At 69.4% G+C, this 24,811-nt stretch carries 14 protein-coding genes; 10 read left to right on the top strand and 4 right to left on the bottom strand.

What is annotated here, in order from left to right; all coding sequences use genetic code 11:
* Positions 1-52 precede the first annotated feature (52 nt).
* From pglW to Air01nite_RS13765, 9 genes are all read left to right on the top strand, one after another.
* Entirely contained in the window at positions 53-4,174 is a 4,122-nt protein-coding gene (gene pglW, locus Air01nite_RS13805) for a BREX system serine/threonine kinase PglW (protein WP_203702536.1), read from the top strand.
* Positions 4,171-7,689 carry a BREX-2 system adenine-specific DNA-methyltransferase PglX gene (pglX, locus tag Air01nite_RS13800; RefSeq protein ID WP_203702534.1) on the top strand — a complete coding sequence of 1,173 codons (3,519 nt, stop codon included), beginning with the start codon at positions 4,171-4,173 and terminating at the stop codon, positions 7,687-7,689. The genes pglW and pglX overlap by 4 nt, the downstream gene beginning before the upstream one ends.
* Complete coding sequence (locus Air01nite_RS13795; protein WP_203702533.1) at positions 7,686-11,411, top strand: DUF6079 family protein; 3,726 nt, start codon at positions 7,686-7,688, stop codon at positions 11,409-11,411. The genes pglX and Air01nite_RS13795 overlap by 4 nt, the downstream gene beginning before the upstream one ends.
* A gap of 5 nt (positions 11,412-11,416) precedes the next feature.
* Positions 11,417-14,098, top strand: coding sequence for a BREX-2 system phosphatase PglZ (gene pglZ, locus Air01nite_RS13790; RefSeq protein WP_239090705.1), 2,682 nt, complete (start codon positions 11,417-11,419; stop codon positions 14,096-14,098).
* Positions 14,095-15,381, top strand: coding sequence for a BREX system ATP-binding protein BrxD (gene brxD, locus Air01nite_RS13785; RefSeq protein ID WP_203702531.1), 1,287 nt, complete (start codon positions 14,095-14,097; stop codon positions 15,379-15,381). Before pglZ ends, brxD begins: the two co-directional genes overlap by 4 nt.
* 1 nt (position 15,382) lies before the next feature.
* Entirely contained in the window at positions 15,383-17,518 is a 2,136-nt protein-coding gene (locus Air01nite_RS13780) for a DEAD/DEAH box helicase (protein ID WP_203702529.1), read from the top strand.
* A 361-nt stretch (positions 17,519-17,879) separates the two neighbouring features.
* Positions 17,880-18,242: a hypothetical protein gene (locus Air01nite_RS13775; RefSeq protein WP_203702527.1), complete on the top strand. Its 363-nt coding sequence runs from the start codon at positions 17,880-17,882 to the stop codon at positions 18,240-18,242.
* Between the two features lie 23 nt (positions 18,243-18,265).
* Positions 18,266-19,318 (top strand): hypothetical protein, encoded by a 1,053-nt coding sequence (locus tag Air01nite_RS13770; RefSeq protein ID WP_203702525.1) that lies wholly within the window; start codon positions 18,266-18,268, stop codon positions 19,316-19,318.
* Positions 19,318-19,593 carry a hypothetical protein gene (locus Air01nite_RS13765; RefSeq protein WP_203702524.1) on the top strand — a complete coding sequence of 92 codons (276 nt, stop codon included), beginning with the start codon at positions 19,318-19,320 and terminating at the stop codon, positions 19,591-19,593. Before Air01nite_RS13770 ends, Air01nite_RS13765 begins: the two co-directional genes overlap by 1 nt.
* 546 nt (positions 19,594-20,139) lie before the next feature.
* Here Air01nite_RS13765 and Air01nite_RS13760 read toward each other — a convergent pair.
* Entirely contained in the window at positions 20,140-21,180 is a 1,041-nt protein-coding gene (locus Air01nite_RS13760; protein ID WP_239090704.1) for an ATP-dependent DNA ligase, read from the bottom strand.
* Between the two features lie 703 nt (positions 21,181-21,883).
* On the bottom strand, positions 21,884-22,144 hold the full coding sequence (locus Air01nite_RS13755) for a helix-turn-helix domain-containing protein (protein ID WP_203702523.1): 261 nt from the start codon (positions 22,142-22,144) through the stop codon (positions 21,884-21,886).
* A gap of 98 nt (positions 22,145-22,242) precedes the next feature.
* Between Air01nite_RS13755 and Air01nite_RS13750 the strand changes: the two genes are divergently transcribed.
* Positions 22,243-22,575: a hypothetical protein gene (locus Air01nite_RS13750; RefSeq protein WP_203702522.1), complete on the top strand. Its 333-nt coding sequence runs from the start codon at positions 22,243-22,245 to the stop codon at positions 22,573-22,575.
* Positions 22,576-22,712: 137 nt separating this feature from the next.
* On the opposite strand, the gene Air01nite_RS13745 is transcribed toward Air01nite_RS13750, so the two are convergent.
* Together Air01nite_RS13745 and Air01nite_RS13740 are read right to left on the bottom strand one after the other, a co-directional pair.
* Positions 22,713-24,020 (bottom strand): hypothetical protein, encoded by a 1,308-nt coding sequence (locus Air01nite_RS13745; protein WP_203702521.1) that lies wholly within the window; start codon positions 24,018-24,020, stop codon positions 22,713-22,715.
* The gene (locus Air01nite_RS13740) at positions 24,017-24,712 is read right to left on the bottom strand and encodes a GGDEF domain-containing protein (protein ID WP_203702520.1); all 696 of its coding nucleotides are present in this window, start codon (positions 24,710-24,712) and stop codon (positions 24,017-24,019) included. Before Air01nite_RS13740 ends, Air01nite_RS13745 begins: the two co-directional genes overlap by 4 nt.
* Between the last annotated feature and the right edge of the window lie 99 nt (positions 24,713-24,811).

The following is a 24,811-nucleotide window of genomic DNA, read 5'->3' as shown; positions in this document are numbered from 1 at the left end:
TAGGAAACCGGCTTGAGTGGGTCATTATGAGCGCGCTTGGTGGTGGCAGAACGTGAATCAGGATTCGCCGCGGTGGGAGGAGATCAACCCGAGCGAGCATTCGCACGAGAAGGACGGGCTGCGCGCGCTCGCCTCCTACCTGCCGGATGCCGATCCTTATCACGTGTGGGCCAACGTCGAGTTCGTCGGCACCGACGGGTCGATCAACGAGATCGACGCCCTGGTGCTGACCCGGTCCGGCCTCTACATCGTAGAGCTCAAGCACTGGGCCGGCACAGTGTCGGGTGACGGCACCCAATGGGTGCGGCGGATGGCCAACGGCCGCCTCGTTCCCCAGGACAACCCGTTGGTCGTCACCAACCGCAAGGCCCGCCGCCTGGCCAGCCTCATCAAGCACTATGCGAGCCAGAAGAATCGGCAGAATGACGCTCCGTTCGTCGGCGCCGTCGTTTTCCTGCATCACCCCTCGACGGTTTCGCAACTCGATGAGGTCGGCCAGCAACACATCTACGGTCTGGAAACCGGCAATTCCCGACTGCCGAGCCTGAAGAGTTTTCTGCTCGCGCCGGCCCGCAGCGCACGCGGTGTCGTCGACGAGGAGCGCGGCCGGCGGATCGTAGATTACGTCCGGGGTGCCCGCATCCGGCCGTCGATCGCCAACCGGCGCGTCGGGCAGGTGCTGCTGCGTTCGAAGCCGTTCGCCGAAGGTGTCGGCTGGCAAGACTTCCTCGGCGGCCACGTCATGGACAAGTCGTTGGTGCGGCGCGTCCGGTTCTACCTGAGCAGCCGCGCAGCGGCGGAAGACGTGCCCGCGATCGAGCAGGCGGCAGAGCGCGAGTTCCGGCTCCTGCAGGGCATTAACCACCAAGGCATCGCCAAGGCTCACGACTTCGAAGAGCATGCTTTCGGCCGCGCCGTCGTCTTCGAGCACAACGAGGAGTGGGTGCGGCTCGACCATTGGCTGGCTGAGCACGGCCCACAACAGACCATCGCCCAACGTCTCCAGATGGTGCAGGATCTGGCAGAGATCATCGGCTACGCCCACGCGCGGCGCCTCGCGCACCGGGCGCTCAACCCCCGGGCGCTTTACGTCGCCAACCCCGGGTCGGCGCAGCCCTCCCTGGTCGTCACCGACTGGCAGGCCGCCGGTCGGCTGTCGAGCTCGGGCCGGATCACCCGGCTGACGTCTTCGGTGTCGACCGACCCGGCGAGCCTCGAGCTCTTCTTCGACGACTCGGTGCGTTCCTACCAGGCGCCGGAGGCGGTCAGCCGGGACAACGTCCCCGGTCCGCAGCTCGACGTCTTCTCGCTCGGCGCTCTCGCTTACCGGATCTTCAGCGGCAAACCTCCTGCTGAAACGCCCGAGGACCTGATCGCGGCGGTGCGTGACGGCGGCCTCAGCCTGGCCGGGGCGGCGGACGGCATGCCCGACGCGTTGCAGATGCTGATCTGGGAGGCCACCCGGGGCAACCCCGGTGAGCGCACCGTGCGAGACGTTGCCGAATTCCGGGCCCGGCTCGAGCGGGTATGGGACGAACTGACCCGACCCGAGGCCGAGCCGGTCGTCGATCCGCTCGACGCGCGCAAGGGAGTGGAGCTCGAGGGCGGCTATACGGTCGTGCGGCGCCTCGGCACCGGCGGGACCGCCACGGCACTGTTGGTGACCGAGGAGACGGCAGACGGCCCCCGCGAACGTGTCCTCAAGGTCGCCCGCGACGAGCAGTTCGCTGACCGACTCGAGGCCGAGGCCCAGGTTCTGCGCGGGATGCGCCACCACTGGCAGGTCGCCGAACTGCTCCGCGGCCCAGTGCAGATCGGTGGGCGCACCACGTTGGTGCTGGAGAGCGCCGGCCAGCGCACCGTCGCCGACGAGTTGTCCGGTGGTCGCCGCCTCGCGATCGAACTGCTCGAACGCTACGGTCGCGACCTCATCGACATCGTCGACTTCCTTGAGGGCGAGGGCGTCTGGCATCGCGACCTCAAACCGGCCAACCTCGCCGCCCGCCCCCGCCCCAAGGACCGCAAGCCCCACCTCTGCGTCTTCGACTTCTCGCTCGCCGCTGCGCCCGCCGACCAGATCACCGTGGGCACCCGGCCCTATCTCGACCCGTTCCTCGGTCCACCACGCCGGATGCGCTACGACGCGGCCGCCGAGCGGTTCGCCACCGCCGTCACTCTCTACGAGATGGCGACCGGCGAGGCGCCGCGGTGGGGCGACGGGGCCAACCCGGCCGCAGTTAGCGACGAGGTCACGCTCGATCCATCCACATTCGACGCGGCGCTCGCCGACCGGCTGGTGCCGTTCTTCGCCCGGGCGTTACGTCGCGACGCGACCGACCGGTTCGACACCACCGAGGAGATGGCCGACGCGTGGCGCGCCGTCTTCAAAGAGTTGCCGCGGGTCGCGGTCGACCCGCAGGGCGAGGTGACCCGCCGGTCGCCGCTGGAGAGCGCCGGCCTGACCCCGCGCGCCCTTTCCGCGCTGGAGCGGCTCGGCGTGCACACGGTCGGCGAGCTGCTCGACTACGAGCCGTCGAAGCTGACCAAAGCCGCCGGAGTGCCCGACGCCACCCGCAAGGAGATCCTCCGAGTGGTCGGCCAGCTCCACGAGCGGGTCGCGAGCGAGCCGGAGGAGCAGCCGCAGCCGGCGCCAGCGTTCGGGGTCGAGGCGCTCTGCCAATCTCTGCTCCCCGGTCCGATGGCGAAGGACCACGCGTCCCTCGCCACACTGCTGGGGCAGGCACCGACCGCGAGGGGTCGGTATCTGCGGTGGCTTTCCCAGGCCGACGCGGCAGCGGCAATGGGCGTGACTCAACCGCAGGTCTCGAATCTGCTGCGCAAGCACGTCAAGACCTGGGCTGCCAGCAACCCTCTGCGCCAGGTGCAAGATGCCCTCGTCGCGCTTCTCGACGTCCGCGCAGGCGTCATGTCGTCGACCGAGCTAGCCGAGGCCCTGATCGCCTCGCGCGGGTCCTACTCGGACGAGCCGCGCCGCACCTCGCAGGCGATCGGCCTGGTACGGGCCGCCGTCGAGGCGGAGCTGAGCCGGGGCGGTGCCTCCCGCGTCGCCATCCACCGCTTCCGCGGCTCCGACCTCGTGCTGGTCGGCCGCGAGCCGGACGACGCCGACGCGGTGACCGCGGCCGCTGACCTGCTCGGCTACGCGGTACAGCTCGGGAAGGTGGCCGTAGATCTAGCGAAGAAGGACCCGTTCTACAGCTCGACCCGCGCTCTCGATGCGCTCCGCCAGGTCACCCGCCCCGACGGCGCGGCGCCGATCGGTGACGCCCGGCTGCTCCAGCTCGCTGCGGCCGCCAGCAACAGCGGTGCCGGGCTGAGCGCGCAGGGCCAGTTCTATCCCGTCGGTATGCCGGCCGAGCGCGCCGTGCGGCTCAGCCGCAACGCGCTGCTAGGTCAGACCATGGCCGCCGAGCAGCTCCGCGCCCGGGTCGCATCGCGCTTCCCGCTCGCCGCGCCGCTGCCGGCCGGCATCCTCGACCTGGAGGCGCTGCTAGCCCGGTGCGACGTCCCGGTCGACTGGGACGCCCAGCTCAACGCGTTTGTCGGCCGCCGGGCCCGCATCACACTCAGCAGCACCAAGATCGCCAGCTCCGGCCCCGTCGCCGACGACCACGACGCCCTGGCCGCCGAGACCAAACTGCGCGCCGCCGTCGAGCGAAATGGCTTCCTCAGCGTGCTCGTGCCGATGCAGCGGCTCGTCGCCGCGCGCACCGCCCTGCTCAACGGGCTCGGGCTCACCGAGGTCAACGTCACCGGCCTGCTCATGCGCATGTTGCGCGAGCTCGGCTTCCCTTGGGACGCGATCGTCGCCGCCGACAACGGCAACCCCGACGATCCCGACTTCCGCAGCCTCGTCGAACTCGTCGCCCACGAGGTGATGCCCGCGCTCACAGACGCGCTCGCCGCCGAGACGCATCTCCTGCTGACCGACGCGACCCCACTCGCCCGCTACGGCCAACTCTCCGTGCTGCAAGAACTCGCCGATCCGAGCCGCAGCCGCCCCGGCGCCCGGCTTCTCCTGGTCGCCGCCCGCCGCCCGGAACCTGCCATGCTCGACACCGCGCAACTCCCGCTCACCTCCCCGGCCAGCCAGTCGCTTTGGCTGCCCGGCACCTGGCCGCTCCGTACAGCACCCGAAGGGATCGCTTCGTGATCGCGCTCAAACCGCTGCAACACCAGGTGACGCTCCTGGTCGACGACCTTCGCGCGCAGGTCGCCGCCGACGACACCTTGCGGTCGGAGCTGCACCGCGAGTACGAGGGCGCACGCACCGCGCGTCGCCTCGGCCGCACCTTCGAGTCGTACCTGGAGGACGTGCTCGACCAGGCCGCCGTCGCCTGGGTGCTGTGCTGCGTGTTTGTCCGCTTCTGCGAAGACAACCGGCTAGTCGTCCCGGTCTGGCTCGGCGGCCCTGACGACCGGGCGCCGATCGGCCGCGGCGTCCAGGAGCGGCAGCGCTACCTGATCGACAACCCGACCCACAACGACCGCCATTTCCTACGCAGCGCCTTCAGCCATTTGCGTGACAAGGCCGCCACCGGCAACGTCTTCGACAGCCACAACCCGGTCTGGCGCTTCGACATCTCCGGCCGCGCCGCCGAAGACCTCTCCGACTTCTTCCGGCGCGGCGAGGGCCTCGCCTCGTTCGTGGACGACGACGACCTCGACACCCGCTTCCTGGGCGATCTCTACCAGGATCTATCGGTCCACGCCCGGGTGACCTACGCCCTGCTCCAGACACCAGAGTTCGTCGAGGAGTTCGTCCTCGACCGCGCCTTCGAGCCTGCCTACGCTGAGTTCGGGCTCGCCAGGATGAGCGTCATCGACCCCACCTGCGGATCCGGCCACTTCCTGCTCGGCGCCTTCGACCGGCTCGTCACCCGCTGGAAGCAGCGCGAACCCGCCACCGATGTGCGATTGCTCGTGCAGCGTGCACTCGACCAGGTCACCGGCGTCGACGTCAATCCGTTCGCGGTGGCCATCGCCCGCTTCCGCCTCGTCGTAGCCGCCCTGAAGGAGTGCGGCCTGCGCAACCTCGAGACCGCCCCCGACTTCAACCTGCGGCTCGCTGTCGGCGACTCGCTGCTCGACTGGGGCCGCAAGTCACGACACCAGGGCGATCTGATCGACCTGGTCGAGGGCCGGTCGGCATTCGCGTTCGCGACCGAAGACGCCGACGCGCTTGGCAAATATCTGGAGCAGGGGCTTTACACCGTGGTCGTGGGCAATCCGCCCTATATCACCGTGAAGGATCCGGCCCGCAACGCGGCTTATCGTGAGGCATATCCCGAGGTCTGCCACCGCCAATATCAGCTGACCGTGCCGTTCGCGAAGCGCTTCTTTGACCTCGCCAAGCGCGGCGACGGTGACGGAGTTGGCGCTGGCTGGGTCGGGCAGATCACGGCGAATGCCTTCATGAAGCGCGAGTTCGGCACGAAGCTCATTAATGCCTACTTCGCACATCAGATTGAGTTGACCGAGGTTATCGACACCTCCGGCGCCTACATCCCTGGTCACGGCACTCCGACCGTAATCCTGGTCGGCCGTGCGAATCATCTCAAGCGAAGCGGTACCGTTCGGGCGGTTTTGGGTATGCGGGGCGAGCCGGGCCAGCCCGCCGTGGCCAGCGAGGGTTTGGTGTGGAAGGGAATTGTTCGGCAGATCGACTCTCCGGGTTCGGAGTCGGACTGGGTTTCGGTACTCGATATAGGCCGTCGGCTGCTCTTGACGCATCCGTGGAGCCTCAGCGGAGGCGGCGCCAGCGATGTGATGGGGCGCATCAACAGTGCTTCCTCTACGAGCCTGTCCGATATTGATGCCGTCGTTGGATTCTATGCGATCACCGGGGCTGACGATGCATACTTCCTTCCGACTGTGGAGACAGCCCGTCGGCTCGGAGATCTCCCAGTGCGTTGGATGATCGAGGGCGACGAAGTGCGAGACTACGGGCTGAACCCAGGCAACCTCGCGGTGTGGCCCTATGATGACTCTCTCCGTGTGGTCGACTACCTCGCACCGAAGCTGGAGCAGTTTCTGTGGCCGAGTAAGCCGATATTGCTAGACCGGAAACGATTCGGCACCCCCGTTACGGAGATCAAGAATTTCGCATGGTTTGAATATCGAGAATTCTATCGTTCGAGGGTTGAGGTGCCCCTGACGATCGTTTTTGCTTTCGTGACCACCCACAACCATTTCGTGCTCGATCGAGGTGACAAGCTCTTCAAGCAATCGTCGCCGGTGATCAAGTTGCCAGAGGGGGCTGGTGAGGACGCGCATCTGCGGTTGCTGGGGTTGTTGAACAGTTCGACCGCGTGCTTCTGGCTCAAGCAGGTCAGCCACGACAAAGGCGGCCAAGGCGTCAATGAGGGGTTTAAGAGCCAGGACTGGGAGCGCTTTTACGAGTTCACGGGGACGAAGCTCAAGGAGTTTCCGCTGCCGGCGGCGTACCCGCTGGAACTGGCTCGTAGGCTCGACGCGTCCGCGACCCGCCTCGCGGAGGTGAGTCCCTCGGCGGTCGCGAGCGACGGTGTGCCGACCCTGGAGCGGCTCGCGGCGGCCAAGGTGGAGTGGCTCGCGACGCGGCGACGGATGATCGCGTTGCAGGAGGAGATCGACTGGCGGGTCTACCGGCTCTACGACCTGATGCCCGACGATCTCACAGCGCTCGACGCAGACGTGCCGGAGCTCGCGCCGGGCGAGCGGGCGTTCGAGATCGTGCTTGCGCGCAAGATCGCTGCGGGTGAGACGGACACGGTCTGGTTCGCGCGGCACGGCTCAAGGCCGATCACGGAGTTGCCGGCGCACTGGTCGGCGGGTTATCGGGCGAAGGTGGAGAAGCGGGTCGCGGCCATCGAGTCCGACCGCAACATTGAGCTGATCGAGCGGCCGGAGTGCAAGCGGCGCTGGTCGACCGACGGGTGGGAGGCGTTGGAGCAGGCCGCGTTGCGCGGCTGGCTGCTCGACCGGCTCGAGGCGACGGAGCTGTGGGGTGGCGCGCCGACGCCGATGTCGGTAGCGCAGCTCGCCGACCGGGTGCGACACTACGACGACTTCCGGCACGTGCTCGATCTCTGGGTCGGCACCGACCAGCACGATCTTGTGCGGTCGGTGGCCAAGCTGGTCGCCGACGAGCACGTGCCGTTCCTGCCGCGCCAGCGTTACAAGGCGGCGGGCCTGCGCAAGCGGGCGCAGTGGGAGCGCACCTGGGCGTTGCAGCGCCGCGTAGACGCCGGCGAGAGCTTCGACATCGCGGTGCCGCCGAAATACAGCTCGACTGACTTCGTCAAGCAGAGCTATTGGCGGCATCGGGGCAAGCTCGACGTGCCCAAGGAGCGATTTGTCTCCTATCCGAAGGCCGGGCGCGACGGCGACGCGACCGAGCTGATCGGGTGGGCCGGCTGGGACCATCTCGCCCAGGCCCAGGCGCTCGCGACCGTCTATCTCGATCGCAAGACCCAGGGCGGTTGGCCGCCGGATCGGCTGCTGCCGCTGCTCGCTGGCCTTGCCGAGCTGGAGCCATGGCTGCACCAATGGCACCGCGATCCGCGGCCGGGCTTCCCGGGTACGCCGGCCACCTTCTTCAGCGGGCTGATCGACACCGAGCTGTCGGCGTTGGACGCGGACCGGGCCGCGCTCGCCGACCTCCGGGGCGTGGAGGTGCCCGCATGACGTTGCTGCGTGAGGTCATCGACATTCCGACGTCGGTTGGAGACGCCGACTTCGTGGTGCGGGCGTCCGAGAAGGCCGACCTAAGCCGATACGTGGTCACCGACGACCTCCGGCGCAACTTCGACGAGGCGCTCGCCATGGTCGGCCATGCGGTCCGCAGCGGCCGGTCGCAGGCGAAGTTCCTGCATGGCTCGTTCGGCTCGGGTAAGTCGCATTTTATGGCAGTGCTTCGGGAGATTCTGCGGCACAACCCGGACGCCCGGATGGTGGCCAACCTCGGTGAACCGGTGGCGCGCGCCGACGAGTGGCTGAGGGGCAAGAACATCCTGACCCTCACCTTTCACATGCTCGACGCGCGGTCGACCGAGCAGGCGATCCTCGAGGGCTATCTGCGGCAGGTGACCGCGCTGCACCCGGACGCGCCGCCGCCGGCGGTGCACCGCTCCGATCGGCTCCTCGACGATGCCGCCGGCCTGCGCGACGAGCTCGGCGACGAACGGTTCTTCGCCCGGTTGCGGGCCGGTCGGGAGGCGCCGAGCGGCGGTGGCGGCGGGCTCGCCGCGCTGCGTGCGCAGGCGGTGGGCTGGACGGCGGAGAGCTACGCCCGAGCGGCCGCGGCCCAGCCCGGCACGAAAGAACGCGACACCCTGGTCAGCGCGCTGACCACGTCCTTTTTCACCGGGGCGGTGCACAGCGGCGAGTACCTCGACATCGACACCGGCCTCGCGGTGGTCACCCGACACGCAAAGGAGCTCGGGTACGACGCCCTGGTGCTCTTCCTCGACGAGCTGATCCTGTGGCTCTCCACGAAGATCGCCGACCACACGTTCGTGCAGACCGAGGGCTCCAAGCTCAACAAGCTCGTCGAGTCGGCCGACACCGCGCGCCCATTGCCGATCGCCTCGTTCGTAGCCCGCCAGCGCAACCTGGAGGAGTTCCTCGGGCCGCAGGTGGGCGGCACCGAGCGGGCTGCGCTCGCCGACGTGATGCGCAGCGTGCAGGGGAGGATGGGCGAGGAGATCGTGCTCGCCGACACCAACCTGCCCGAGATCACCGAGAAGCGGCTGCTCAAACCATTCGACGGGCGCAAGCAGGTGATCGACGACGCGTTCGCGGCCGTGCGGAGCCGCCGGGACGTCTGGGACGTGCTGCTCCTCGGCGCCCAATACGGTGACGCCGGCATCGGGTCGGACGCGGCGTCGTTCCGACGACTTTACCCGTTTTCGCCGGCGCTGGTGGCCACGCTCGTGGCACTCTCCCAGGCGTTGCAACGGGAGCGCACCGCGCTGAAGGTGATGACCCAGCTCCTCGTCGAGAGGCGGGAGACGTTGCGGGTCAACGACCTCATCGGCGTCGCCGCCCTCTTCGACCCACTGGTGCTCCGCGGTGAGCTGCCCGACCGGCCCCAGCTCCGGCAGCTCTTCGAGGCCGCGCGCAACACCTATCAGGCTAAACTGCGGCCGTTGCTGCTCGCCGCGCATGACCTCACCGACGCGGAGGCGGACCGGCACGACGAGTTCGCGCTCGACGACCGGATCGTCAAGACGCTCATCCTCGGCGCACTCGTCGCCGAGGTGCCGGCGTTGCACAACCTGACGGCGGCCAAGTTGCACGCGCTCAACTTCGGCTCGATCCAGACCCCGATTCCCGGGTACGAGAACCACATCGTGCTCGACCGGCTCCGGCGGCTGGCGGCGGACGCGGGACAGCTGCACCTCGGGGACGGGCCGGACCCGGTCGTGTCGATGACGCTCTCCTCCGTCGACTACGACCGGCTGCTCGACCTGGTGCCGCACAACGAGACCGCGACCGGCGTGCTCCAGCAGATGGTCCGCGAGATGATCTCGAAGGAGCTCGGGCTGGAGAGCCGCGGGGGAACCTTCGGCGAGGTGCCGTTCGCTCGCGAGTGGCGGGGGCGCCGCCACTCGATCCTGGTGCGCTTCGGCAACGTCCGCGACAAGGACACCATGCCCGACAACGCGCTCATCGGGCACGGCGACGGCTGGCGCGTCGTCATCGACTATCCGTTCGATCCCGGGCACCGGCGCAACGAGGACTTCGCCCGAATCGAGACCCTCGAACGCGACCACCGCACCGTGCTCTGGATGCCGCTCTTCCTCACCGACGAGGTGATGGGGCGGGTCGGGCAGCTCGCGAAGATCAACTATCTGCTCGGCAGCAACGGCACCAACGACCGCCTCTCCACGGTTGCCGCCGATTGGTCGCTGGCAGATCGCCAACAGGGCAAGGTCTATCTTCAACAGCGCCAGCAACAGCTCGTGCTCGCGATCACCGAGGCGTTCAAGCAGGCGTACGGCGCTGCGGCGCCGACCGCCGCGAATGTGGAGCCGGACAGCGTGCCGGTGCTGCACTGCCTTACTGACGGCGTGCGGCTCGGCGACTCGCGGGGCGGCACCCTCCGCGACGCCTTCCACGACATCACCGGCACGTTGCTCAAATGGACGTTCCCCGGCACACCCGCGCTGCCCGACGACGAGAAGCCGATAAACCGGATCGAGCTGGGCAAGGTGCTCAAGTACGCGAAGCTGGCGGCGGCCGACCCGACGCGCGGGGTCGCGGTCGACCCCGCCGACCAGCGCACGATCCGCCGGATCTGCAACCCGCTGCGGCTCGGCGAGCTCCACGAGCACCGTTACGTGCTCAAGCCGGAGACCTGCTGGTGGACCGGCCACCTGACGAAGGAGGCCGCGAAGCCTGGACGGGAGTATCGGGACCGGTTCCCGGTGCACGCGCTCCGGAAGATCCTCGATGAGCCCGACCACCGCGGCTTCGAGCGCGACCTGCAGAACCTGATCATCGCGGTGTTCGCCGAGGAGCAGCAGCTCGCCTGGTATCGGCACGGCTTCAAGATGCCCGTCGACGCGGTCGCCGGCGTCGAAGACGACATTGAGCTGCGGAACCCGCCGATGCCGGAGCAGGACGACTGGGACAAGGCCATCCCGCGCGGTGAGGCGGTCTTCGGGCGGCCGCTGCCGACCTGGCGCATCCCCAGCAACCTAGGCGAGGTCGCGAGCACGATCCGGGGCGCGGCCCGTCTGCACGTCGCCGCAGCGTCCACCCTCAGGGCCCGGCTGGAGGAACGCGTCACCGAGCTGGGCCTCGACCCGCTTGCCACGACCGGCCGGCTCGCGACCGCGCGGCGGGTCGCCGCCCTGCTGGAGACGCTCGTCGGCGAGCCCGACGACGTGAACCTCGTCGGCCGGCTAGCCCGCGCCGATCTCGGCGAAATCGACGACGCGGTCGCGAGCCTTTCGTTCACGTCGGCCGGCCAGGTGATCGACGCGCTCGCCCGGGCCCAGTGGGGAGTCCTCGCGGCGGTGCGATCGATCGTGGCGACCAGTGACGAGGCGCGCGGCATCATCGACCGGCTTCACGCCACCGCGCGCCACGAGCAGCACGCCGACGACCTCGCGACGGCGCTCACCGTGGCCGGCAACGCGGCCGCAGACCTGCTCGCGCGGATCGGCGGAGGGCCGGGCGGTGGTGGCGGCAGCGGGGGTGGTGACGGGGGCGACGGCGGCGGGTCGGGCACCGGCGAAGAGCAGGACGACGGCGGCTCGGGCGATGGCGGCGGTGTGGTTCCGCCGCGGCGGAACCTCGTCGAGGTCGATGGGACGGCGGCACTCGGCCGGCTCGTGGCCGCCCTGCAGGCGGAGGTCGAGGCCGGGCGGACGGTGACGGTGAGCTGGGAGGCACGGTGACGGCGGTGCAGCCGACTGCGGTGCGGGGCAAGGTCCAGGCGTGGCTCGACGACGACGATGACGAGGCGCCCGCCCTCGCCCTGCGCTCTCGTCCCGATTGGCCGCTCGACGACCCGGTGCTGCGCTTCGACCACGCGACCGCGCGGGTGGTGGAGTGCCCGACCCCGCTCGCCGCTTGGGCCGCGTTGCAGGGGCGGGCCGACGGCGAGCGGCTGGTGCTGCTCACCGAGCTGACCGACGGCCAGCTGGGCGAAGGGCTGCTCGCCTACGTGAGCCGGCACACCGTGCGCCGGGTCGACCCGTGGGAGATCGTCGCGTCGCTCTTCGCCGCCGCGGAGATCGACCCGACGCTCAACCGGAGCCCGCGGTGGGTGGTCGACGCGCTCATCGAGCGTGCCCCAGCGGCCGGCTGGCCCCCGGCCGTCGGCACGATCCTCACCCGCGACCACGCGCTGCGCTCTCTGGTGGCCGAGGTGACCGGCATCGACCGGCAGCAGATCGACGGCGCGGGCCTGCTCCAGTGGACCACCGACGCCACCCGGGTACTCCGCGCCACCCGTTATCCGCCGGACCTCCTCGCCGGCCTCGCCGACTTCCTGGCCGACGTCGGCGGCGCCGAGACCACACCTATCATGGCCGCTGCCCGGGCCGGGCACGGCGCGGACGCCGTACCGCTGGGGCTGTTGACCGGGGTGCTGTGGCCGGCGCCGCCCAGCGGAGCCCGCGCCACCGCGGTGGCCGCGGCCCGTGCCCGGCTGGAACCGCGCTTTGGCGGGGCGCGCCTCACCGACACCCAGGCAGCCGCCCTGCACCGGGAGGCCACCGCCTGGATCGGGCGGGCGCAGGCAGGCGAGGAGAGCGACAAGCACGAGGCGCGGCGGATGCTGCGCCGGGCGGAGCAGATCGCGGCCGAGATCGACGCGACCATGCTGTTGGGGGCGAGCGACGTGCTGCCCGCCGGGTTCGACCAGCGGCTGCGGGAGGTGGCCGTCGCGCTGGGGCTCGCGCTCGGCGGCCCGACGGGAATCGACCGGTCGACGGCCAGCGTGGAGGCGGCGCTGCGCTCTGCCGAGCAGCACCGCGGCGCCGACCCGGGCCGGCTGGAGACGGCGCGCATGGCGGTGCGGCTGCTGCGGTGGCTCGGCACCCCGGACGATGTCGCCCCCGTGACGCTGCACGACGCGCTCTCCCGTCAGGTGCGCGTGGACGGCTGGGTCGACCGCGCCCGGTTGGACGTCTTCGCCGGTGACCGCGACCCGCACGTGGCTGAGACCTATCACCTGCTCCACCGCGCGGTCGACGAGCGGCGCCAGCGGCACGACCACCTGTTCGCCCAGCTGCTCGCCGACACGACCGGCGGGGACGTCGAACCTGGCGCCATGCTGCGCGTCGAGGACGTCCTCGACCGAGTGGTGCGGCCCGTCCTCGCGGCCGGTCAGCGGGTGCTGTTGCTCGTGCTCGACGGGATGAGCGTCGCCGCGGCGACCGAACTCGCCGACTCGATCACCCGGGGCGGCTCCTGGTTCGAGCTGACCCCGGACGGCGGGCCACGGGTCGGCGTACTGGCCGCGCTCCCTACGGTCACCGAGGTGAGCCGGTGCAGCCTGTTTAGCGGGCACATCGCGGTCGGCCAGCAGCCCGCTGAACGCAAGGCGTTCGACCAGCGTTTCCCGACGGGAGTGCTGCTGCACAAGGGGTCGCTGCGGGCGTCGGCGGGCGCTGCCCTCGATCCCGAGGTCGCGCTGGCCGTCGAGAGCACGGACACGCCGATCGTCGCGGCGGTCATCAACACCATCGACGACGCGCTCCACAACAGCCAACCCGGCACCACGGTGTGGGACACCGACACCGTGCACGCCGTCCGTGACCTGCTGGCGCTTGCCACCGACCGGATCGTCGTCGTCGTTTCGGACCACGGCCACGTCGTCGATCGCGGCCCCGATGGGCGGGCCCTGTCGGGCGCCTCCGACGGGAATCGGTGGCGCTCCGCTGACCGGCCCGTCCGAGACGGCGAGTTGCTCGTGCGCGGGCGACGGGTGGCGCTCGGCGGCGGGCAGGTCGTGCTGCCATGGCGGGAGGAGATTCGCTACGGACACCGCAGGGCCGGCTATCACGGCGGCGCGTCGGCTGCGGAGGCCGTGATCCCGCTGCTCGTCTTCAGCCCGGGAGACGACACCGTCGTGCCCGGCTGGGCCGGCGCTCCAGTGGCCAACCCGAACTGGTGGTGGGCGGCACCCGCGTCAGGCGTCAGGGAGACCGCCCCGGCGGCGTCGGACCCGCGGCCGAGGTCCGGGCGCGGCGCGAAGGTTTCGCTGGCGCAGGAGGGCCTCTTCGCGGATCCGGCCGGCACGCCGGCACCGCCGTCGCGCAGCGCTCCGGATCTCGTCGCCGACCTGCTCGCGAGCGAGGTCTATGTCCAGCGTCGGGGAGCCCGGGCGCCGCTGCCGGACGACCGGGTCGCGGCCCTGCTGCGGGCGCTCGTCGCCAGCAGCGGCCGGAGCCGGCTCGACACGCTGGCCGCCGCGGCGGGCGTGCCGGCCCACCGGATCACCGGCACGGTCGCGGCGCTGCGTCGGCTCCTCCAGGTCGAGGGCTATCCGGTGCTGACCGTCGACCCCGACGGCCAAACGGTCGTGCTCGACACCGCCCTGCTCGCCGAGCAATTCGGTCTGGAGCGTGCGCGATGACGGCGGAGGTCTCGGCGCGTCGGCGGCGCGACATCATCGACGCGTTGCGCCGGGGCGTCGTGCCGATGATCGGGCTCGACGCGCTCGCCGTCAGCCTCGACCGGTTCGCGGTGGCCATCGACGACGACCTCGACCGGGTCGCCGGCGGAGGGAGCGTCTTCAAGGCGGTCCGCGGCGAATACGGCGCGGGCAAGACGTTCTTCACCCGCTGGCTGGCGGAGCGAGCCAAGCGGCTTGGCTTCGCCACCTCCGAGGTGCAGATCTCCGAACTGGAGACGCCGCTGCACCGGATGGAGACCGTCTACCGTCGGCTGGTGGAGCACCTCGTCACTGAGCAGTTCACGCCGAGCGCGCTGCGCCCCGTACTCGATGGTTGGATCTTCGCTCTCGAGGAGGATGTCCTAGCCGGCGGCACGGTGAGCGAAGACGACGCCGAGCGGCTCGACGGAGCGGTCGGCGACCTGATGGAGACCCGGCTCGCGGACATCTCGCGGGCGACTCCTGGTTTCGCGGCCGCACTGCGCGGCTATCGCACCGCGACCGCCGCCGGTGACCACGCATCGGCGAGCGCGATCGCAGCCTGGTTGGCAGGGCAACCGAACGTCGCCGCCTCCGCACGGCGACTCGCCGGGGTCAAAGGCGACCTCGACCACTTCGGTGCGCTCAGCTTCCTCCGTGGGCTGCTCACGGTTCTGAAGGACAGCGGGAGCTCCGGTCTGCTGTTAGTCCTCGACGAGGTCGAAACCCTGCAACGAGTACGCAGCGACGCGCGCGACAAAGCCCTCAACGCGCTGCGTCAGTTCGTCGACGAGGTCTACGCCGGGCGGTTCCCGGGGTTGTATCTCGTCATCACCGGCACCCCGGCCTTCTTCGACGGTCCCCAAGGGGTGCAGCGGCTCCCCCCGCTGGCCCAGCGGCTCGCGACCGACTTCGGCGCCGACCCACGCTGGGACAACCCCCGCGCCACCCAAGTCCGCCTGCCCGGATTCGACCTCGACCAGCTCGTCGAACTCGGCCGGAAGGTGCGCGACCTGTACGGCTCCCGCCTCGAAGACGCCTACGTCGGTGAACTCGCCGCCGCAGTCACCGGGCGGCTCGGCGGCCAGGTCGGTGTCGCGCCCCGCGTCTTCCTCAAGAAGCTCGTCGCCGACGTCCTGGACCGAGTCGACCAGTTCGACGACTTCGACCCGCGACAGCACTACACGTTGACCGTGCGCGGCGACGAGTTGACCGAGGTCGAGCGCAACGCTGCGTCCGCAGGCGACGTAGAGCTGACGTTGTAGCATGCTCGAGCTGCATCCCGTGGTCGTGCACCACATCGTCAACAGCCTCGGCTGGCCCGATCTGCGCCCGCTGCAACGTGCGGCGATCGCCCCGCTCTCCGCAGGCGAGGACGCGCTGCTCATCGCGCCCACCGCGGGCGGCAAGACGGAGGCGGCGCTGTTTCCGCTGCTGTCGCGGATGGCCACGGAACACTGGGTCGGCCCGTCGCTGCTCTATGTCTGCCCGCTGCGGGCGCTGCTCAACAATCTGCATCCGCGGGTGACGAGCTATGCGGGCTGGCTCGGCCGCACCGCGTCGCTGTGGCACGGCGACGTCGGATCCGCGGCCCGCAGGCGGGTGCTGTGGGAGCGCCCCGACATCGTGCTCACGACACCGGAGTCGCTGGAGTCCATGCTGGTCAGCCGGCACGTCGATCACGCCCAGTTCTTCTCGGGGCTGCGCGCGATCGTTGTCGACGAGGTGCACGCCTTCGCCGGCGACGACCGCGGCTGGCACCTGCTCGCGGTCCTCGAACGCCTGACGAGGCTGGTCAGGCGACCCGTGCAACGCGTCGGGCTATCCGCGACGGTGGGTAATCCCGCCGACCTCGTCGCGTGGTTGCAGGGCTCAAACCGGGGGAAGGTGCCCGGCACGGTAGTAGCGCCGGACCTCCCCGTCCCCGTCGCCGGCGTCGGTGCAGATGTCGTCACCGTCGGCGGCGGCCGGCCGCCCGCGGGTGACGTCGAGCTCGACTTCGTCGGGTCGCTCGGCAACGCCGCCAAGGTCGTCGCCGCGCTCCATGCCGGTGAGAAACGGCTGGTCTTCTGCGAGTCGCGGCAGCGGGTCGAGGAGCTGGGCGCCCTGCTGCGTGGCCACGGCGTGACGACCTTCCTCTCGCACGCGTCGCTCTCCGCTGACGAGCGGCGCCGCGCCGAGCAGGCGTTCGCCGAGGCGCGCAACTGCGTGATCGTCTCGACCAGCACCCTCGAGCTCGGGATCGACGTCGGCGACCTCGACCGGGTCATCCAGATCGACGCCCCCGCGACCGTGGCGTCGTTCCTACAACGGATCGGCCGCACCGGTCGCCGGCCGGGCAGCGCGCGTAACTGCCTGTTCCTGACGTTGGACGGCGACGCGCTGGTGCACGCTGCGGCGCTGCTGCACCTGTGGGGGAGCGGCTGGGTCGAGCCGGTGCGACCCCGACCGCAGCCGCGACACATCGTCGCACAGCAGGTGCTCGCGCTCTGCCTGCAAGAACAGCGGGTCGGCGACCGGACGTTCGTGGAGTGGTGGAATGGTCTCGACCCGTTCGGGCACCCCGAGGCCGTGATCGCTCGGCACCTCGTCGAGCAGGGCTATCTCGAGCGCGACGGGGGAATGCTGTTCATCGGCCCGGCCGCCGAGAAGGCGTACGGTCGGCGACATTTCATGGACCTGCTTGCGGTCTTCACCGGGCAACCCGAGTTCACCGTGCTCGCCGGTCGCGAGGAGCTCGGCCGGATCGATCCGAGCCTGCTGACCGACGAGGTCGAGGGCGACCGGCGGCTGCTCCTCACCGGTAGGAGCTGGCGGGTGACCTATGTGGACTGGAAGCGACGGCGGTGCTTCGTCGAGCCGGCCGACGGCGGGGGGCGGGCCCGGTGGCTGACCGCCGGCGTCGGCGGGCTCGGCTTCGAGGTGACCCGCGCGATGCGCGACGTGCTGCTGGGCGCCGACCCGCCGGTGCGGCTGACCCAGCGGGCGGTCGACCGACTGGCGGCGGAGCGGGACGCCAGGGCAGCGGCCGTGCACCCGGGCAGCGCGGTCATCCTGCGCCGCGACGACGACCTTCGGTGGTGGACCTGGGCGGGTTATCGCGCCAACGTGACCCTGGCGGCGACCCTGAGCGAGGTCGTCGATCCGATGCAGCGCTGCGACGACGAGAGCATCCGGTTGCGCGCCGATCTGACCCCTGACGAGTGGCGGCGGCTCACCGCGGACGCTGCCGATCGACTCTGCCTTCCAGAGGTCAGTGCCAGGGCGGTCGCGGGTCTGAAGTTCGGCGCGGCGCTGCCTCCCCGCCTAGCCGAGGCGACGCTCGCGGCTCGCCTGGCCGACTTCGACGGCGCGGCGGCGATCCTCGCCAGGCCGACCCGGTTCTTCTCGGTCCACAGTTGACCGTCGTGCCGCGAAACTTCCCTCCGACATCCGTAGCCCCATTACGCCCGGCTGCTCGGTGGCTGCTCGGATGTCGGCGAGTTGAGACGGACAGTCAGGCCCCGCTGGCGGACGGCCCTCGGCCGCGCGAATAGTTCGTGATCGGCCTTGGAAGGACGGATAGCGTGACCAGCCCGGACACCTTCGGACCGCCAGCTACGGCGCGAGTCAGGACGGGACACATTCTCGAGAAGCCTTGGAAGTCCGCCGGAGGGGCCTTTTAATCCACAGGGTCGACGTTCGGTCGGACGTCCTGGCTCGCTCTCGCAGGGGTGTGTGTCAGGCACTGGGAGCGTGCGCCGGACGAGGTGTCCGTCCTGTCGTGCTGGTTACGCACCGCATCGCTACGGTGACGATCGTTGATATCGTGCCTGGCATGGCACGGCGCAGACGTGAGGTGTCGGACGACGATCGCCGGCAGGCGGTTGAGGACTACCGGGTCGAGGTTCAGCGGTTCCAGTGGGAGGCGTACCGCAACTTCCGGTGGGCGGTGGCGGGTGCGTGCATCTTCTTGGGGCTGATCGGCCTGCGGTCGATGTTTGACAGCCGTGAGGACCTGGCGGCGAACATCCTGATGGTGGTCGGCGCCGTTGCCGGCGTGGTCAGCTTTTGGGTCAAGGACTGGCGCCTGTTGGCACCGGCGTTCGTGGTCGCGGTCGCTGGCCTCGTGTCGGTCGCGTTGTGAGCTTCCGGGTTGAGCCTGCCGCGGTGAACGCGTTTGCCCGTCAGGTGATGCGGGCAGCCGAGGACACCACGTCGATCCGGTCCTACCTGGTGCCGTACGCGGATGCGCCGAGGGTCGGCGGGGATGCGTTCAAGATCGCACAACAGGCCCACGATCAGGCTGCCGCGACCATCGACCGGACACTGACGCGCATTATTTCGCTGCTAGAGGAGTCCGCACCAGAACTGGATAGGGCTGCGGCCTACTTCCGGCGGACCGACGTTGGCGCGGCGGCGGCGCTGGACCATTTCCTCGTTGGCAGCGAGGCGTGCCCGACGACCGCGGTCGAACTCGAGTTAGCGAACAATCCCTGTGTCTACACGACGTTCGTGGACTCCCGTGATGTTCAATCCTGTCTGCGGCCGCCGGGGCCGGCGGAGACGCCCGCGAACCCACTGGGTTTCATGGACATGATCAGCCCGAGTCACTGGGCCAACGAGGCGTTCTCGGTGGTGTTCGGCTTCGACCCGATCGGCCGTGCCCAGCAGTGGCTATTCGGCGACTGGGAAGCGTTCGCGGCGATGTCACCGGTGACGACGAATGTCGGCGATGCGCTCGCCGCGATGGCCTACAACGTGCAGACCGGTGCGGCGGTCCTCCAGGATGTGTGGGCGGGCAACGCCGGCGAGGGCGCATACCGCTTCTTCACCGACGCGAATGACGCGGTGTTCACTCTCCGCGATCCGCTGGGCAGTCTCAGCGAGTCGTATTCGGTAATGGCTGGCGCGGTGTGGTCGATGGGCGAGGCGCTCGGCGGGGTCATCAAAGCCTTACTAGACTCGGCGATCATCGCTGGCATCGCGGCAGCGGCCGGCACCGCGACCGCGTACACCGGCGTCGGTCCCGTCGTCGGGTACGCGCTCGCCGCAGGTGAGGTCGCGAACATGCTCAGGCTGTGGGGCAAGGCGACAGCCCTCTATCAAGGCATGTATGCGGCGGTGCTCTTTTTCCAAGGGTCGGTCATTGCGGAGCTGGTTAACCTCGATCAGCTGAAGATCCCTGATCTCGGCGGGCGCTACACACACCCGGCGATCTGATGAGCGACCTATCCGACATCGCGGATGGTGACCCACGCAGAACCAGGTTGCTCCACGCGTGCCTGGAGCGCCTGGCCGACAGCGAGAACGAGCTGCTGCGCGAGATGGCCCGCACCGTCCTGGCGGGCGATGTGACACTACGCGAGGTCGTCTCGAGTCAGGTCTACGGCGATGAGCTGGCGAGATCGTTCACCAGATTCTGGTCCGAGTACCAGGAGATGACGCCGGAGGAACGCGCAGCGCTCGATCACGAAAGCCCGACCCAAGCGCCCTGAACCAGCAGAATCGCCGCCCGAGCCCACGCGCCCAAGACGATCGACCGTGGCATGCTGAGGCGTACGGGTGTTCGAATAGGGGTATCGCGTGGACGGCACGGGCACGACCTGCTGCGGGACCGGCGGCTCATGGGCGACTGCCGGAAAGCCCCTGGTCAATGGGTGTCAGCTCTGCCCCAACTCGCCCACCTACTGGCAGGGGAAACTCCCCGAGCCCTACGTGGCCGTCCCGCTAGGAGCCGACGACGCCGCGGTTGGTTCATCCGATGTTCCGAGCCCGGCACCCTCGGGTCCACGGTGAGCGAGCCCACGGCGTCAGACATCGTCGCCCTACTCGGCGTCGATCCCTCGGCCCTTCCGCTTGCCCCATCTGCCGACCTGGCGGCTGCCGCCCGAGGCGCGGGATCCCGGGAGTGTGCCGCGTGCGGCGGCCAGGCCGAGGTCGCCCTCGTCGCAAGAAGCGCGCTGGGCAACCGGTGGGTCGACCTGTGTACGGGCTGCTTCACCCGAGGGCGGTCGATGGGCAGCCGCCGACCACGCGGTGATCTACTCGTCGACGCCGAGGATGGGCACGTCGTAGATCGACACGTCGCGGCGGGCTCGGACGTGGTGGACTGGGTGGCGGTATCGCCCGTGTTCGAGCGCGGTGTCGACGAGGACTTCCGCGACGACCGCGGGCTCGACCTGGGCGTAGCGCAGCGGCTCGGGCCGTTGCCATGAGTGGGACCACGACGCGGGTAGTGGCTGCGGCCACGGGTGCTTCACCGCCACGCCTCGTCGCTGGGCGACGGGCCGGGACAGGAGCGGGGCGAGCTCGGCGCGCTGCTCGTCGGTCAGCGGCGTCGACCGGCCGACGTATCGCAGTTGCCCACGGGTGTCGAACCGGCCGACGAGCACCGTTTGCGGTGCGCTGACCCACCCGGTGACACCGCCGATGATCGCCTCCGTAGTCGTGCGGACGCGTAGTTTCCGCCAGCCGGCGCGACCGACGCGGTAGCGCTGGTCCTGCCGCTTGGCGACGACGCCCTCGATCCCGGTCGCGACCCAGGTGTCGATCCATTCGCGGGCGACGGCGAGGCTTGTGCTGTGCGGGCACAACACGATCTGGTTCGGCACGTCAGTAAGTAGGTGCTCGAGCAGCTGTCGACGTTCGGCCAGTGGCGCGGGCAGCAGAGACTCGTCCCGGGTCGCCAGGAGGTCGAAGACCACGTAGTGGGCAGGGAACTGGCGAGCCATCTGGAGTGCGCGCCTGCCGGCTGCGGCGCGCCGCTGCAGCAGCGAGAAACTGGACCGCTCGCGCTCCTCGTCCCAGACGATGAGCTCACCGTCGAGAACGGTCCCGGCCGGCAGTGGGCGAAGGGCGCGGGTGATGTCGGGGAATTGGAGGCTGATCGGGTGGCCGTTGCGCGTCTGGAGCTGGACCCGGTTCTCGCGGATCCAGGCCAGCTGACGCCACCCATCCCATTTCGGCTCCCACGCCCAGCCGGGGCCGACCGGGAGCTCGCGCACAGGAGTGGCGAGCATCGGCGCCAGCGGGTATCGCAGGCTCGCGCGGTCGCGACCGGGCCGGGTCACAGCCTCGTGCACCTACTGCTCAAGTGTGCTGATCTTGCCACCCCTCGATCGTTGGCCTGGTGGAGCGGCGTCCGCAGGCAGATTCAGCAGGACGAATCGTCAATCCGTGCAGTGTCTGGCCTGGCGGCCCGGTGTCGGCTGCTTCGGGGCCACGTTGGGGTGCAGTCGTAGGCGAAATCCGGCTCCACGCGTACGTCACTGCAGCCCGGGTGCAGGCAGATCCAGATGTGGTGGCCACCGCAGCCGCATATCGCCCAGTCGAACCGGGTCCAGTTGGGCGACCAGTACCGGTGACTGTTTCGGCACCGGTCGGCAGGCTTGCCATCCAGGATTCGCTGCGACCGGTAGCTGTAGGAGGCAAGCGGATCAGCCCGCGCGGCCTCGATGAGCACGCGAAGCTCCGCAGCTGTGCGCGCCTGGCGAACAAGCCTCGTCGTCTGGTGGGGTGAGTCCCTCCACCGGCGCCAGGTGGTGGTGACCACCCAGACCCTGATCCACTCCACCACCGCGCGACGTTAGGACGCACGTTCTAAACCGTGTGCACGCACCCAGGCCTCGCGCGCCGCGGATTGAGCGCTGACTGCGCGACCGGGCTTCTGCGCCCGATGCCCTGCCGCTGTCGCGGTGATCCTCGACGGTCGGCAGACCCAGCCGGCCAGCATCCCTGTCAGTTGTCGCGGGTGCGTGGCGAGATCGGCGACCGGGTGACCGCGGCTCAGTCGTTGGCGTTGATCCCGACCGCCCGTAGGTATTTGCGGATGGTTTCGCGAGTTAGACCTGTTCGCTCAGCGATTTCCTTCTGGCGCATCCCGTTTCGATGCGCGATGACAGCCGCGTCAGCGACCGCCCGTCTGTGCTGTTCCACCTCGGCGCGGGCGGCGTCGAGACTCTTGCGAGCGCGCACAACCTTGGCCTGCGCTTTTGTGAGCGCGCGGACCGCCTCGAGCAGGCTCGGCGTGGAGGAATCCTTTGTCACAGAGGCATTCTTACCTTGGCGTGCTATGCCATGTCTACATGTCAACATCGGCCAATCGCCTATTGCTGAATAGGCCAATATGGGCAATGATGATTGGCATGGCTGACCCGCCGTGGCCGGCCGAAATGTTGGACTGCCACGAAAGGGGAACTGTGGAACAGCTGGTCGCGCACCCCCCGTGGTGCCAGCGCATCGACTGCGTCGACACCGGCGAGCACGTGTCAGCGCCGGTGGCTATGAGCACTTCCGGAGATTTCGTCGGCATCGACGCCACGCTCGTCGCGCTGGGCGACACGGAGGTCACGTTGGTGCGGTTGAACCTCACTGACGACGGCAACAAAACGGTCGTCGCTCTCTCCCTCGACCAAGCACAGAGACTCACTCGCGCGCTCAGCGAAGTTGTCGAAGCGGGCGACCACAAACTTTCCTGAAGGTCCTTAGATCGTCCGCTTCCGGGTTGGCACTCATCGCGGCGACGAGGACGAAGGGCCCCGACCGCATCTGGTCGGGGCCCTTCCTTATGCCTGCATCCGCCAGCGTTCGGTTCTCGATCGACTTCGGCGTCTCGTCACGCCTCCTTGTCGCCACGGTGCGGCGGGCGTTGCTGCGGAAGTCCACCAAGTACGCGCACGGTGGTACTCGATTTGATGGGGGCGTCAGCGGGCCCTCGCAGGAACGGATCGATCCAGCGCGGGCGGCGCAGCGACTTCTCAGGGCCATATGCGACGTTGCGCCAATGCGGGCTGACCCAGACGCGCTCGGCCAACGGCCGGTGGTCCCCTCGCGGGATCACGGGATTCGGCGTCCGGACCGACGGCCTCCTGATGCTGACGAGGGTGACCTCGGGAGCAGGCCGGCCGGTTCTGGCGTACGCCTTGCCGATGGCCTTGCTCGCCGCTGATGATCGGACCTCGGCCAGTTTCTGCGCGATCAGTACCCACGTGGTGGCGAGAGCGGCGGTCGGCTCGGTCGCGCCTCGGATTGTCTGTCCGTCGGCCACACTGACGGCGTTCATCGGGACGAGCCAGCCGATCTGTTCACGGACGTGTTGGAGGTTGGCACCATCGAGGCCTTCGCCGATGGTGCGGTAGCGGACGATGTCCCACCCGCCGTCCTTTCTGGTCCAGGACGCAGCAGCAGCGTCGTGGACTTGTAGAGGGCGTGACCAGAGCAATAAGCCGTCATCGGCGGGCAGGAGGTCACGGCTGACGGTCACGTCGGGCAGGCTCGCCGCAGCAGCGTCGGTGAGGTCGGTGAACTCATCGTCGATCCAGATGAGGTGCCCGCGGTCGAGTCCGTCCGCGATTGCGGACGCTGATGGCCTGAATCTCTGCGGCAACTGTTGCGGGCTGTGGTAAAGCCGGACCAGCCGGTCGCGGACCTTCGGGATGGATCGCGGGTCGATGGACGTGGCAGGCCATGCCGTCGTGGTGAGCAGCACGGTCAGGCGGTGGTCCAGGTGCTCGACGAACCCGTGGTGGAACTCGGCGATGTGTTGGTATGCGTTTGGGGACGTGGTACCGAGGGCGTTTGCCGCGTGCCGTGCCAATTGGTCGAGCTTGCCGGTCTCGATGAGGGCGTGGCATGTCGCGCACGCGGCCCAGCTCGCGCCGAAACGGTTGACGAAAGTGGTGTCCGCGCTGTGAGCGATCGACGTCAGGTCTCCGCCATACAGGGCCCACAGCGGACGACGGTCGGCGCAGAAGTCGCATCGGCGATGGACGGTGTCGAGCCGCCGGCTCGGGATGGGATCGGGCTCATGGTCGGTGACTACTCCGAGCCCAGCGGGGTGGACATAAGCGGCTGGTTCGCCGGAGGAGTTGAGCACATGCAGACAGACCCGGCAGGCCATCTCCTCGACCTGCGGGTCGATCACCGGGTCACCTCGCCCGGCCTGGAGCGCTCGTCGCGGGCGCGGGGCCCGCGCCGGCCGGCCGGGCGCGGCATGGCCATCCCCGGCTCGTAGGCGCGGTGGCGGTCGCCGCCGCCGCGTTTGGCGTGGTACATCGCGGTGTCCGCATTTCGCATGGCGACCGCTTCGAACGCCTCATCCGGTTGAGCGACTGTCACCCCGACGCTGACTGTCGGGATGATCTGCACGGGGATGCCGTCGGGTCCGTGTACGTAGGCGGGCTCGGCGACGCGGGTGACGAACACGTCAGCGATCTGGGACGGGTTACGGCCGTTGGCCGGTAGCAAGGCGGCGTACTCGTCTCCGGACAGGCGTGCGGCGGTGCCGTCGTAGCCGGCGGCGGTTGCTTTGATGCGTCGAGCGACGGTGACGAGCAGGTGATCGCCGGCCTCGTGGCCGTAGGTGTCGTTGACGGCTTTAAAGTCGTCGATGTCTAGCAGTAGGAGGATCATCGGCATGGTCGGGTCGAGCGTCGCGGCGTCCGCTTCGATGAGCAGACCGTCGCGGTTCAGTAGGCCGGTAAGCCGGTCGCGAAGGATCATCCCGACCATGTCGAGGACGTGCGCGTGGGCGCGGCGGATGGCGCGTTGGCGGATGAGTAGGCCGGTGGCGAACCCGATCAGCCCGCTGGCGATCAAGGCGAGGAGTAGGAACACTGGGGTCCTCCTTCTGGAGAACCCGGGACGCCATCGTTTCCAGGCGGGGCGTCCCGGGTCCATGAACGACGAAGGCCCGCCGGACGGCGGGCCGTTGTT

The sequence above is a fragment of the Asanoa iriomotensis genome, assembly GCF_016862515.1.
Lineage (GTDB): Bacteria > Actinomycetota > Actinomycetes > Mycobacteriales > Micromonosporaceae > Asanoa > Asanoa iriomotensis.
This window is presented reverse-complemented; position numbering and strand designations above follow the sequence as displayed.

Excerpts from the sequence above, each read along its gene's own strand:
- Air01nite_RS13750 (WP_203702522.1), top strand. The coding sequence starts at position 22,243 with ATGGCTGACCCGCCGTGGCCGGCCGAAATGTTGGACTGCCACGAAAGG.
- Air01nite_RS13780 (WP_203702529.1), top strand. The coding sequence starts at position 15,383 with ATGCTCGAGCTGCATCCCGTGGTCGTGCACCACATCGTCAACAGCCTC.
- brxD (WP_203702531.1), top strand. The coding sequence starts at position 14,095 with ATGACGGCGGAGGTCTCGGCGCGTCGGCGGCGCGACATCATCGACGCG.
- Air01nite_RS13795 (WP_203702533.1), top strand. The coding sequence starts at position 7,686 with ATGACGTTGCTGCGTGAGGTCATCGACATTCCGACGTCGGTTGGAGAC.
- Air01nite_RS13765 (WP_203702524.1), top strand. The coding sequence starts at position 19,318 with ATGAGCGACCTATCCGACATCGCGGATGGTGACCCACGCAGAACCAGG.